Annotated in this window: 13 protein-coding genes; 1 reads left to right on the forward strand and 12 read right to left on the reverse strand. The window is 47.8% G+C overall.

Features of this window, described 5'->3' with window-relative positions; all coding sequences use genetic code 11:
* Positions 1 to 88: 88 nt before the first annotated feature.
* Genes ACLTD4_RS30245 through ACLTD4_RS30290 form a run of 10 tightly spaced genes read right to left on the reverse strand, consistent with a single transcriptional unit; the run spans position 89 to position 7,697 of the window.
* On the reverse strand, positions 89 to 1,009 hold the full coding sequence (locus tag ACLTD4_RS30245) for a bifunctional enoyl-CoA hydratase/phosphate acetyltransferase (RefSeq protein ID WP_006781973.1): 921 nt from the start codon (positions 1,007 to 1,009) through the stop codon (positions 89 to 91).
* A 14-nt stretch (positions 1,010 to 1,023) separates the two neighbouring features.
* Positions 1,024 to 2,106: a butyrate kinase gene (buk, locus tag ACLTD4_RS30250; protein ID WP_006781974.1), complete on the reverse strand. Its 1,083-nt coding sequence runs from the start codon at positions 2,104 to 2,106 to the stop codon at positions 1,024 to 1,026.
* An 11-nt stretch (positions 2,107 to 2,117) separates the two neighbouring features.
* Positions 2,118 to 2,987, reverse strand: a complete 870-nt coding sequence (locus tag ACLTD4_RS30255; protein ID WP_006781975.1) for a thiamine pyrophosphate-dependent enzyme — start codon at positions 2,985 to 2,987, stop codon at positions 2,118 to 2,120.
* Entirely contained in the window at positions 2,980 to 3,162 is a 183-nt protein-coding gene (locus ACLTD4_RS30260) for a hypothetical protein (protein WP_412331801.1), read from the reverse strand. Before ACLTD4_RS30260 ends, ACLTD4_RS30255 begins: the two co-directional genes overlap by 8 nt.
* 5 nt (positions 3,163 to 3,167) lie before the next feature.
* Positions 3,168 to 4,178, reverse strand: a complete 1,011-nt coding sequence (gene porA, locus ACLTD4_RS30265) for a pyruvate ferredoxin oxidoreductase (RefSeq protein ID WP_412331802.1) — start codon at positions 4,176 to 4,178, stop codon at positions 3,168 to 3,170.
* Positions 4,179 to 4,457 carry a 4Fe-4S binding protein gene (locus ACLTD4_RS30270; protein WP_006781977.1) on the reverse strand — a complete coding sequence of 93 codons (279 nt, stop codon included), beginning with the start codon at positions 4,455 to 4,457 and terminating at the stop codon, positions 4,179 to 4,181.
* The gene (locus ACLTD4_RS30275) at positions 4,438 to 4,992 is read right to left on the reverse strand and encodes a 2-oxoacid:acceptor oxidoreductase family protein (RefSeq protein WP_006781978.1); all 555 of its coding nucleotides are present in this window, start codon (positions 4,990 to 4,992) and stop codon (positions 4,438 to 4,440) included. The genes ACLTD4_RS30270 and ACLTD4_RS30275 overlap by 20 nt, the downstream gene beginning before the upstream one ends.
* A gap of 14 nt (positions 4,993 to 5,006) precedes the next feature.
* A complete protein-coding gene (locus ACLTD4_RS30280; RefSeq protein WP_412331803.1) occupies positions 5,007 to 5,636 on the reverse strand; it encodes a hypothetical protein in 630 nt (209 codons plus the stop codon).
* Positions 5,633 to 6,391 (reverse strand): DUF362 domain-containing protein, encoded by a 759-nt coding sequence (locus ACLTD4_RS30285; protein WP_006781980.1) that lies wholly within the window; start codon positions 6,389 to 6,391, stop codon positions 5,633 to 5,635. Before ACLTD4_RS30285 ends, ACLTD4_RS30280 begins: the two co-directional genes overlap by 4 nt.
* A 16-nt stretch (positions 6,392 to 6,407) precedes the next feature.
* Complete coding sequence (locus ACLTD4_RS30290) at positions 6,408 to 7,697, reverse strand: 2-hydroxycarboxylate transporter family protein (RefSeq protein WP_006781981.1); 1,290 nt, start codon at positions 7,695 to 7,697, stop codon at positions 6,408 to 6,410.
* Positions 7,698 to 8,060: 363 nt separating this feature from the next.
* Here ACLTD4_RS30290 and ACLTD4_RS30295 point away from each other — a divergent pair, with 363 nt between their 5' ends.
* The gene (locus tag ACLTD4_RS30295; RefSeq protein ID WP_187388718.1) at positions 8,061 to 8,798 is read left to right on the forward strand and encodes an IclR family transcriptional regulator; all 738 of its coding nucleotides are present in this window, start codon (positions 8,061 to 8,063) and stop codon (positions 8,796 to 8,798) included.
* A gap of 103 nt (positions 8,799 to 8,901) precedes the next feature.
* Here ACLTD4_RS30295 and ACLTD4_RS30300 read toward each other — a convergent pair whose 3' ends face one another.
* Both ACLTD4_RS30300 and ACLTD4_RS30305 read right to left on the reverse strand, forming a co-directional pair.
* Positions 8,902 to 10,404, reverse strand: a complete 1,503-nt coding sequence (locus tag ACLTD4_RS30300; RefSeq protein WP_006781983.1) for a sulfatase-like hydrolase/transferase — start codon at positions 10,402 to 10,404, stop codon at positions 8,902 to 8,904.
* Between the two features lie 23 nt (positions 10,405 to 10,427).
* Complete coding sequence (locus tag ACLTD4_RS30305) at positions 10,428 to 11,909, reverse strand: MFS transporter (RefSeq protein WP_006781984.1); 1,482 nt, start codon at positions 11,907 to 11,909, stop codon at positions 10,428 to 10,430.
* Positions 11,910 to 11,948 lie beyond the last annotated feature (39 nt).

An 11,948-nucleotide genomic window follows, 5' to 3' on the forward strand; every position in this document is an offset into this window, starting at 1 on the left:
GAAGTCTCACGACCTCAGCGATTTTTCTTTTAGGGGAGTTTTTTTACAGCCCCTCTGATGGTGCTTAATACATACTTTGATAACAGCCTCACGAATGATCAAGGACCGGTTTCCCTGATAAATAAATGGAAAACATAATCGACAGCATTTTGTTTTCTACCGTGTCCGTCCGGGATGTCATGACTACGGGCACTTTTGTTCCCATGATGACTGCGGCGGTATCCATTTTGGCAAAGAAAATAAGTGATTTAAAAACACAGTTTGCTACCTGCAGATTTGGAAATACCAAAATGTCAGCGTGGCCCGCTACGGGACCTGTAATATTTTTGTGGCGGGCGGCCTCCTCTGAGACGGCATTGTCTAACGCCAGGGGACCATCGACGATACAGTTTTTTATCTGACCTCTGTCGCACATTTTGCTCAGCACTGCGGCATCCATCGTATCCGGAATTTTGGGATTTACCACTTCCAAGGCGGATACCATCGCTACTTTGGGATAGTCATATCCCAGCCGCCGCATCAATTCCACCGCATTTTCAATAATAGCCTTCTTTTCCTCCAGCCCCGGTTCTATGGCCATGGCACAATCGGTCATTAATTGAATCCCGTCCCCGCCGGGTCTATCGTATACGGTAATCTGCGACAGCATTTTTCCGGTATTCAGCCCGTTTTCCTTGTCCAGTACGGCCTTTAAGAATACGGATGTATGAAGATTTCCTTTCATAATCAGATCGCACTCACCGGATTTTGCCAGTCTCACGACGGTTCTCGCCGCTTCACCATGATCCGGGCAATGGATTACAGAAACCGTTTCTTTCAAAATCCCGTTTTCTTCTAAAAGTCCCGTGATTTTTTCACTGTCGCCAACCAATACAAATCGGGCAATCCGGCGTTGTTCCATCTCTTTTACCAGTTCCATAATATCCTGATCTTCGGCCGCAGCTACTCCAATGATCTTCGGATTTTCTCTGTCTAAATACTGTTCAATGTCTCTGATTCGTTTTATCATCTTCCGCCTCTCATTTAATGTTTTGGATATACTTTTTTTGCTTCCTGCCCGTTTAAATATCGAAGACAGCCATCTCCCAGCGCTTCCATCTCATTTTCCCCCGGATAAAGATACACCGGCGCTATGAAACCGATCCGTTCTGTTATCAGTCCCATAAAATAATCAGAGTATGCCAGGCTTCCGGTAAATGCAATCGCTTCCACATGACCGCTCAGAACCGCAGCCGCTCCTCCGATGGACTTTGCCACCTGATACGCCATGGCGCGATAGACAGCTTCCGCCAGTTCATCCCCTTCTTTTATCCGCCGTTCCACCTCTAAGCAGTCCGCAGTGCCTAGGTAACTGACAAGACCGCCCCGCCCGTTTATCTGGCGCAGCATCTCCTGGCAGGTATACTGTCCGGAATAGCAGAGCCGTATCAGCGCTCCCACAGGCAAATCACCGGATCGCTCCGGAGAAAACGGACCATCCCCATCAAGAGCATTGTTGACATCGACCACACGGCCTTTCCTGTGAGCTCCTACGGATATGCCTCCCCCCAGATGAACAACGATCATATCCGTCTCTTCATAGGCTTTCCCAATTTCCGCACAGATCTTCCGCGCCGTCGCTTTTTGGTTTAACGCGTGAAAGCTGGATATTCTTTGAATAGCAGCGCACCCGGAAAATCTGGCTTCGCTGCACAGTTCATCTGTCATGGGCGGGTCTACCACCAATGCCGGGATTCCCAGCTCTTTTCCCATGTCGTAGGCAATCTGGTTGCAGACCGAGCATGGGTGGGAGCCATAGATGCCGCTCTTCATATCTTCAAGCATCTCTTCTCCGATTTCGTAGATTCCCCCTTCCACAGCCCGCATGTTTCCTCCACGCGTCACCAGGGCATCCAGAGATTCCAGTGTGATATCCGCTTCCTTCAATACCTTTAAGATCGCCTGTTTCCTGTAATCATACTGTTCCCAGACCGTTTGATACTGCTCCAGTTCTTTCGTCGTATGCTTAACCGATACCGATAAAAGTATGTTATCATTTTCTCGTACTGCAATTTTGGTAGAGGTAGAACCCCCATTGGTAATCAGAATTCGATAGTCTTTCCCCATCTCTCCTCCTCTCACCCTTCTGACGCAAGAAGTTCTTCGTATCTGGCAGCCGTTTCCCTCTGCAGGACTTCCATATCGGCCTCTGTCATGTTCTTAAAGCGCCCCTGGAGTGATAAATAATCCCCAATTGGCCTTAATTCCTTCACCTTTTTATTGACTGTAATCCGCCCTTCCTCGTATTCATACAGAACCCAGGCCCCGGTTTCGATGGCCATTCTGCACACCTCAATGGATTTTGCCGGCGGAAATGCCCAGCCGGTAGGACACGGAGTATGTACATGCAGCAATGACGGACCATTCACGTCTTTCGCCTTCTTTACTTTTTTCACCAGATCCGGCAGGTTTGCCACAGAACACGATGCCGCATATGGAATATGGTGGGCTATGGCAATCTTAAGCAAATCTTTCTTATAGGTAGGTTTTCCGGCAGGAGTGGTGGTTGTATTGGCGCCGTAGGGCGTAGCGCTGGAGCCCTGAATTCCCGTATTCATATAGGCTTCATTATCATAGCAGACATACAGCACCCGGTCACCGCGTTCCATCACTCCTGAGAGTGACTGAAGGCCAATATCTGCGGTAGCGCCGTCTCCGGCAAAAGCCAGAACTGTCGTATGCTTATTTCCCTGTGCATCGAGACCGGCTCTCACTCCGGCTGCTGACGCGGCCGTATTTTCCAGATTGCATTGATAACCGGCGATTTTCATATTCGTCACGTTATCAATCCCGCTAAAAAGCGCTGCGCACCCCGGTGGAATAATTGCAACGGTATCCTCGCCTAACGTCCGGATTACATTTCGGAAAACAAGCTCCAGGCCACAGCCTGCGCAGGCATTAACTCCATGGGATACAAGGTCTTTTGCTTCTGTTTCAATCTTATACATATCTGAGCACCTCCCTGATTTCCATTGGATTCTCCTTCGTGTCAATCCAGACCGGTACATCCGAGGCAGCTTCTGCCTGCTGAATATCCTGATACATCCGTTTGATCGTCGCCGGGTTTACGTCTCTGCCACCCAGTCCCCCTATATAATCCTTTATAATACGGTCTCCTCCCACAGCGCTTACCGTCTCCAGGAAAAGAGGTCCCCTGCGGCGCCGAGACCGGCGCTTCTGTCAAATACAGCAATCCTCTTTGCATTCTGTACCAGCGCCTTCATCTGCTTTGCCGGGAACGGCCGGAAGCTGGTCACCTTTACCGCCCCTACTTTTTCTCCTTTTTCCCGTTGTTCGTTCACAAAATACTTCATTGTCCCTGTCATGGAGCCCATTCCTATCAGGATTGTCTCAGCATCCTCAGTCCTGTATCCCTCAAGCATCTGAATCTTCCGTCCAAATCTGGATTCAAACTCCTTAGCGGTCTCCTGGAACACACTCTCGGCCGCCTCAAATCCCCTCATCATCTGGTATTTCATCTCCGTAAATTCTTCCATGGAAATGAGATCATTGATAAAAACAGGGTCCGCAGGATCCAGCCAATAATTTTTCTTCCGATACGGTCCCACAAAGTCCGTTACCTCGTCCTGTCCCGGCACCGATACCTTCTGCATAGAATGCGACAGGAAAAAGCCATCAAAACACACCATCGCCGGAAGCAAAACCCGCTCATGTTCCGCAATTCTGTAAGCCATCAGCAAAAGGTCATATATCTCCTGCACATTTTCACAGTAGAATTGGAGCCAGCCGCTGTCGCGCTCCGCCATACTGTCCTGATGATCGCACCACAGACTCCACGGTGATGCCAGAGCCCGGTTTACTACCGGCATTACCAATGGAACCCGCATACCGGAGACTGCATTGCAGATTTCATGCATGAGCGCAAGGCCGACAGACGCCGTAGCCGTAGCTGCTCTGACCCCGGTAAGCTGTGCCCCCAGCGCGCAGCTCAAGGCGGAATGCTCTGATTCTACACGAATATAGTTTGCATCCAATGTCCCCTGCGCAATCAAATCCGACAGTTTTTCCGCAATAGGACTCTGGGGTGTAATTGGGTATGCGGAAACCACTTTCACTCCCGCCATGCTCACAGCCTGCACCGCAGCAGCATTTCCGTCCAACATTTTATACTGAGCCATTTATTTCCCACCTCCCACAGGCATCATTTTTATACACGCTTTCGGACATTCATTGGCACAGATTCCGCAGCCCTTGCAGAAGTCCCAGGCAAATACCACACAATCTTCCTGATCTTTTCTTATTGTTATGGCATCGACAGGACAATATCTCTGGCAGGTGCCACATGTTATGCAGGCTTCGTAGTCCACCGCCGGGTATTCCTGACGCCAGGAACCGGTATTCACTGCGCCGAATATGGCAGCAATCGGTCCCTCAGCCCTAAATTTTTCTAGTTTCATCGTAAGCCTCCTTTGCCGCATCCGCATTTGCACTGCCTGCCTTGGTTCCAAAGGTGGACTGAACAGCTGCCATCACGGATTCTATTTTTACGATCCCTGTTCTCGCCAGAATACCAAGCATGGCACTGTTAGGAATATTTCTCTTTATATTCTTCCATGCAATGTGAGTGGCGTCTGCATAATAGACCTCCTGGAAGCCAAATTTTTCTTTAAACTGCCTTGCTATATCTTCTGTCCCTGTATTGAGTACCAGAACCGAGTTTTCACTGATACCTGCGCCAATGTCAATCTCTCTTGTCAAAAAACTGTCATCAGACACAAGAACGATCTCAGGTTCATAGACAAAGCAGTTTAACAAAACCGGTTTACTGTCTATGATAATGCTGGTATTGACAGGGGCTCCGCGTCGTTCATGCCCATATGCCGGTACCGTAATCGCATATTCCTCTTCATAGATGGACACCGCCTCAGACAACGTCTTCGCTGCCGTCACAATTCCCTGGCCTCCCAGGCCAAAAAACTTGAGTTTAATCATGTCTCTCCTCCGTCCTATAATTTTTCCGCGAGTTCCAACAGCAGACGCTCCGCCTTATGTGGATTAAAGATCCCGCAGGCACAGGGCTTCGATAATTCCTCTGCGGCATCCTTTGCCGTTCTTCTGCCTGCCCGTATATCTTCCACCATTTTCGTAACCAGACCGGCTGATATCATGGCATGACCACACATCGTAGTAATCTCCAAAACCTGGGTTTCCGGAAGTTTATCCACATTCCCCCAGATTCCAAGGGAAATATCCACCGAATGACGCTGAATCCCCGCCGTTTTTGCACAGCAGTCTACGTCATCCACAAGTCCCGAAACTACAACGGAATATCCATAATCAGCCTCCTTTAATGCCTTCATTACCTCAATCAGCTTGTCCCTGGTGTCAAATACACCGTGAACCATGGGAACATCCGGTGTTAAGTTTGCCTTGATCTCTTCCAGTGAGTTCGTGGCAAAATTTCCGCACCCAATGGCGCCCATATTTACAGGACAGAACTGATCCATCAGGTCCAGATATTTTCGGAATATTTCCACACTGTTTTGATTGTTAATGCCACGTGCCGGCATAATTAATACTACATAATCATCTTTCTGCCCGGAACGGGTCTTCACTCTGTGCAGCGTATGTGTCATAACGCAGCACCTCCTTCCTTTATTCGATCTTCATAACGCGGTCTCCCCAAACCCAGATTTGTTTTAGCTGATGCGGCATGAAGGTCCAGACCCAGTTCTTTTATCATATTCATAACCGGAAGAGAATCATCCCGTTCATCCACGCGGCAGATAATACAGAGGCTGAATACCGTATCAATATGCTGTGATGCCTCCTTAAGCGCCCGGAGTACCGAAGCTGCGTGATCCAGCCTGCAGGAAAATTCCACTATTGCACTCATTACGGACTCATCCAGCACAGATGGATCAAGAAGTCCCTTTTCCCTGTCTGTAATCAGTGATGTTACCGGATTATTAACTTCAAACGTTTCCGCATAAGGAGCTACTGCCTGCAGAATCGTCTGCAGGTCACGGAACGTTGAGCCGATTCCCGGGCGGCCCAGTTCCACGGCAAAGGTAATCATGTCCAGACTATGTACCACACCGGTTACATCATTGGTCTTTACTTCCTCCGTCCCTCTTCCCGCATGCTTGAGTGCGGTATTCTCATGTTTTCCGAATGGGTCTGAAAATGCCTTCCGGTACGCCCTCGGCGCTTCCAGATGAATGTTATATACCGCATCCCGGGGACAGCCGGCATTTTTAAGACAGACACCGCACTCCACACACGCGTCTAAATCAATCACTGCTTTCCTCTGTTCAATCCGTATCGCATCTCTGGGGCAATATGGCACACACTTTCCACAACCCACACATTTTTCCTGATTGATATACATGATTTCACTCCTCCTATTAATGAATAAAATTCAGCAAAATTCCCGCCAGTACCAGCACAACAGAGCCTCCAATTCTGGACGAATAAGAGGAATATGGAAGCAGTTCCATGCGGTCTGCCGCCGCCAGAGTAGCCAGGTCTCCGGTCTGAGCCATGTTTGACATACAAAGCCCCGCCGCAATGGCTGCCTCTACCTCATAAAGTCCCATAAAGTGACCGACAAGTCCTGCTCCAATTGCCGCCCCGATAACGATCACCAGCACCAGTACCAGATAAATTGGATTCGTCAAAGCCTCAATGGTTTTACTAATATCAATATTGGAAATGCCGATTGGGATCAGCGCTGCATAGAGCAGATTCTTTGTCCATGTTCTTGACCACTGGATTGTGCCAACCTCAAGGTGCTTGGGCAGAAGACCAAAGGCCTTGACAAGGGTCAGAATAATAATTAAGTAAACGTATGTATGGAGCCCGCTGTAGACGAACTTATTAATGATGAGGGCCGCCATATAAGCAATCATGGCGATATAGAAGCCTGCGCCCAGACCTTCATAGGTAATCGGCGCTCCGTTGATCTCTTTGTCTTCTTCCTCCAGTTCTCTTGACAGTTCGGGGTCCGCAATCTTAAGGATCTGACCATTGCCCGTTAATGCCGGTTTCTTTTTTCCTACACGGTTTAATAATCCGCCCAGAATAATCGAGGCTACATTGCCAAGTACTACGGCCGGCATCAGTACGGATAAAATCGTCTCCGCTTCTCCCCCAAAGTGGCCGGAATAAATCTGTGAAAGCGGCAGTGCCCCCGCGCCTACGCCTCCACCCATAATTGGAATTGCCAGATTAAACAAAGCATTCTTTCCGCCATAACCGGTGATTGCCCCCACCAGGAACGCCAGCGCCCCCGACATCAGAAGTCCACCCAATATGGCCGGTAAAAACTTTAATGTAGACTTGATAATAATTTTTCTGGACAGCGATAAAATTGCCCCCGCAATCATTATGGAAATAAAGAATGCAAAAAAATTAATGTTATCCATAAAGTTCTTCATAATGTCCTTAAGTCCTGCAGGCAGAATCCCAAAATACATCAGCAAAGCCGGTCCAAACACGCACAGAATCGGGCCCCCACCCATCCAGTCGTGAATAAACTTTACTCTGTCCCCAATCTCACCAAATACGATACCGAAGACAAACATCAATGCAAAACACCCCATAAGATCACCGGGCAGCTTTTCCGTCAGCGTTAACGGAATTACAGTAACAAGACCAATCACAAACGCCAGCCACCCTAAATTTTTTAATTTCATACGAGCCTTCCTTTCTCCCTTTCACTTTTAGTTAACTTCCCCCACTAAGCATCTTCTAAACTTGACTCTTCATCCGGAAATCTCTATATTACTCTTCTTTTTTCCAATCTCCTCCTTCCGCAAGTTCTCTATATGAACTTCATTTTCTTTATACGAACTTTATGTCTTTATATTATTCCTTTCCGCATGTTTTGTCAATACTGGATTTCATAATAAATAGAAGCGCTGTTTTCCTTTCAGATACTGTTAAAAGCCGGTAAAAGAAGGTTGCAACTCAAACCGCATTTTGTTATAACTATAATAATAAATCTGGAAAGGATAATGATTGTGGAAAATACGACCAAAGATCAAAATGAAAAATATATGCTGCAGTCCGTGACAAACGCACTGCGAATTATAGAACTGTTAGGAGAACATAATTTTTTGACACTGACTGAAATAGCAGATGGGCTGGATTTGGGGAAAAGTTCGGTTTTCCGTCTCGTAGCTACACTGGAAGCCAGGGGATTTGTCAAAAAGGACAAGTATGGCCGGTGCCGTCTCGGAATGAAATTTTCGTATTTCGGCTCCGTTGTGCTGGCCCGCATGGAGATTTTGCAGGCTTCACGCCCGTATTTAGAGGAGCTTCAGCGGAATGTCCACGAAACCGTACATCTGGCCATATGGGATGATGACTGGAATATCCGTTTTATTGATAAGATTGACGGTGGTATTGCATTTCATATGAAGTCCTTCGTGGGCCTTCCGAAAACCTGCTACTCCACCGCCACGGGAAAATCCATGCTTGCATTTATGGGAGACGAGTTTATCCATAACTTTTTAGAAAATGTGCAGCTGACCCCTATGACCCCGCACACGACTACCGAACCTGAAAAACTCTTAGAATCGCTGGAAGAAATCCGGCGCAGCGGTTATTGTTTAAGTATTGAGGAAGATGAACTTGGACTTACCTGCATCGGCGCTCCCGTCATTGACACCAGCCAGAAACCGATCGCCGCCATCAGCATCTCCGGTCCAACGGTACGTATGACGGAACATCTCTCAGAATATCCGAAGAAAGTGATGGATGCGGCAAAGCTCATTTCGGAAAGTATCAGCTGATAAAGTTTCCTCAGAAACACAAAAAACATTTGAAAACGCCAGAAAGACTTCCGTCTCTCTGGCGTTTTACCAAACTTTATTCTCTGCCTTCCTGTCGCATTACTTACAAAAACGTTTTAAATGTAAAATTCTCCATACACTCCAGATTGTATGCAGCCTTTATAGAAAGTTCTCCCCTGGCGGAAGGCGGATTTCCCTGCCACCGCTCGGAATCATTTAACCCTGCTGACCGTTCATATGCCTGGAACCACAAGGCATTGCGTTTATGTTCTTTTGCCTGCTGCTCCATCACTTCGTAATCAACAATTTCCGCAGCTTTCTCCTCAAACCAGGCAGTCAGTTCCTGCTGTTTTTGCGCAATATCGCAAATCTCCTCCGGGTCTTCCTTCCTGTCAAATAAAATACTTTGAGGGACCTCCGTATGGTAATGTATAAATTTATAGTCTCCATACCGCAGCATGATGCTTCCCACGAACCCACGATTTGTCTCATCCACCATCTGGCTGACCACCATGCCGTCGTCCACCTCGCCCTGCATTCTCCCCACAAGTGATTTCCCATCCCCAATTTCAAAGGAAGTCCCTGCCATACTGCAGACCGTTGGCCCCAAATCCATAAGGCTGACAGGGGAAGTCACACAATGGCCGGCAGGAATTCCATCTCCGGCAAATATCATAGGAACTTTTGACGCTTTATCGGAATAATTCCGTTTGCCAAACAAACGATTTTCACCTACGCAGTCACCATGGTCCGAGACATACCCCATAACCGCTTTATGACCGTTTCTCTTGGCATAGCGTTGAAATTCCCGCTTCACTTCTCCAATCTGCCCATCCATTATCTCAATCTGTCCACAGTAAGCGGCCAGACACCCGCGAACCACCTCTTCCGTCACATGCTCTTCCTTCATGCGGCCGGCAAGGACTTCATTTTTCAGCAGATAATCCGGTATTTCCCGCCGGTCAAATCCCCTTGGAATCGTCACTCTTTCATAATACTTTCGATACAGCTTCTCATTAGTGATGTATGGAAAATGGGGACCATAGGTTCCAACCAGGATAAACTGGGGTTTATCATGCTCTTCTTTCAAATAATCAAGAACGGCATCTATCACCATCCTGTCATAATGCTCCACCGGCGATTCCCCCGCCCCGACAATCTCAGTGGCGCCCCAGTCTGCAAACGCCGCCGTCAGAACGCCCCGCTCTTCCTTGATTTTCTGAAATGGCCGCTGCCAGCTGACCGGTGTGATATCCGGAGCAATCCGTTTTGTAAACCCATGACGCTGATTGGCACCAATAAAATGCATCCTGCCTGCCAGAACCGTATCATACCCCTCCGCCACCAGGGCGTGGGTGAAGCAGGAAACCGTATCAGACAAGGTATCCTGATTGCTGTATATTCCTGTCCTGGAAGGAAGCAGAGAGGACATGACGGACATTCTGGCAGGCACGCAGATTGGACACGGCGTATACGCCTCCTCAAAGGAAGTTCCCTCCCCGCGCAATTGATTTAGTTCGGGAGTATCAACCGAAACACTCCCCCACCCACTATAATCCGCACCATGCTGGTCACTCATCAAAATTAAAATATCCGGTTTTTCCATCACAACAAATCCCCTTTCCCATTCTATGCCGGTTCTGAGCCCCCCGCTTCCTCTCTCCGATGCAGCTCCACCCGGATTTCTTCCATCATCTCCGGCGTCAGCGTGTACAGCTTCATGGCAATCAGGTTGACGATCAGGCCGACGATGACTATTCCGTACATTCCAAACAACCCGATAGCAAACAGTTTATTGGAAAATGGAGTGTCAATAGTTGGAAGTTCATTCCGAAAACCGATTGCCGCAATCAAAAAGCTGACCAGTGTCGGTGCAAGGGAGGAAATCACTTTGTCCGAAAATGTGAACAAGCTGGCTACCAGACCCGGCACATATTTTCCACTCCGATACATTTCATAATCGATTACATCCGCAATCATCGGATTGGTGACATTGGAGGTCACCATGGTAAATCCTTTGTACAGACACCACAGCACCAGGAATGCAAGCGTGAAGAAGCTCCAGCCACTAAACCCTTCATAACCCGGGAAATTAAAGGTCTTCGGGTCACCAAACACCCACAGAAGGATGCTGAGAACACATACCACAATTCCGCCAATACTTCCAAACAACATGGATTTCCTGGAGCCGAATTTCCTTGCCACGCCGCCCAGTCCCAGGATAATCATCAGAATACAGGGAATCAGCGTATAGGAGTTTGCCCCGCTGTTCAGTTTGGCATTTCCCGCCACAATCGCATACAGAATCACAACAATCGTAGCATTGCTCTGGCACACCGTAGCCAATTTGTCGCTGCCAGCCGAAAGAATCAGCATCTGCAATGGACGGTTATGTTTTATCACATCCACCGCCTCTTTCCAGTCAAAACCCTTTTGCCTCTTCGTTACCACCTCTTTCTGATAGGTGTCCTTGTCCTTAAATCCATAAAAAGCCAGAATTGAAAACACAAGAATAATTGCAGCAAATACCAGCCAGTAAGTGCGGAAGAATTCCAGATTGAACCCTTTCGTTTTTGGAATAATATGAGAAAATACAATAACCGGGAGTACAGAGTAAAGCGTTTGAATGGATACCCCCCGTATCATTCCAATGGTTGCCCTCTGCTTTGGGTCCTCCGTCAAAATCTGCCCGGCCGCCCGTGCCGCCGGATTTAGCATTGTCGTTCCAAGGACAAATATCATGTAGGAAACCACATAAGCCGCCAGCCGCAGACCCACATTTTCAGGCATCATAACAGGCACATTGACCATGCACCAGGAAGAAACCAGCACCGTGACAGCGCCAATGATAATCCACGGACGAAACTTTCCAATTTTTGTATTTGTCTTGTCCAGAATCGCTCCCATCCCGATATCCGTAAATGCATCCCAAATACGGAAAATAGTGATAAAAGAGCCTGCAAGTACCGTTCCAACTCCCACAATCCCCGTTAAATAATAAGAAAAATAATTAGCAAAATTTGTGCTGGCATTCAAGCAAAGTCCAAGCCAGGATGCAAAAAGCATTTCAATCAATGTCGCACGTCTTCTATATTTCTTCTGATTCTCCATCCGAATAATCCCCCATTATCGTTTTATAATCTGGTGTCC

The sequence above is a fragment of the Hungatella sp. genome (assembly GCF_046966825.1).

Coding starts and splice junctions, on each gene's coding strand:
- ACLTD4_RS30245 (WP_006781973.1), bottom strand. CDS start 1,009: ATGATAAAACGAATCAGAGACATTGAACAGTATTTAGACAGAGAAAAT.
- buk (WP_006781974.1), bottom strand. CDS start 2,106: ATGGGGAAAGACTATCGAATTCTGATTACCAATGGGGGTTCTACCTCT.
- ACLTD4_RS30255 (WP_006781975.1), bottom strand. CDS start 2,987: ATGTATAAGATTGAAACAGAAGCAAAAGACCTTGTATCCCATGGAGTT.
- porA (WP_412331802.1), bottom strand. CDS start 4,178: ATGGCTCAGTATAAAATGTTGGACGGAAATGCTGCTGCGGTGCAGGCT.
- ACLTD4_RS30270 (WP_006781977.1), bottom strand. CDS start 4,457: ATGAAACTAGAAAAATTTAGGGCTGAGGGACCGATTGCTGCCATATTC.
- ACLTD4_RS30275 (WP_006781978.1), bottom strand. CDS start 4,992: ATGATTAAACTCAAGTTTTTTGGCCTGGGAGGCCAGGGAATTGTGACG.
- ACLTD4_RS30280 (WP_412331803.1), bottom strand. CDS start 5,636: ATGACACATACGCTGCACAGAGTGAAGACCCGTTCCGGGCAGAAAGAT.
- ACLTD4_RS30285 (WP_006781980.1), bottom strand. CDS start 6,391: ATGTATATCAATCAGGAAAAATGTGTGGGTTGTGGAAAGTGTGTGCCA.
- ACLTD4_RS30290 (WP_006781981.1), bottom strand. CDS start 7,697: ATGAAATTAAAAAATTTAGGGTGGCTGGCGTTTGTGATTGGTCTTGTT.
- ACLTD4_RS30295 (WP_187388718.1), top strand. CDS start 8,061: ATGCTGCAGTCCGTGACAAACGCACTGCGAATTATAGAACTGTTAGGA.
- ACLTD4_RS30300 (WP_006781983.1), bottom strand. CDS start 10,404: ATGGAAAAACCGGATATTTTAATTTTGATGAGTGACCAGCATGGTGCG.
- ACLTD4_RS30305 (WP_006781984.1), bottom strand. CDS start 11,909: ATGGAGAATCAGAAGAAATATAGAAGACGTGCGACATTGATTGAAATG.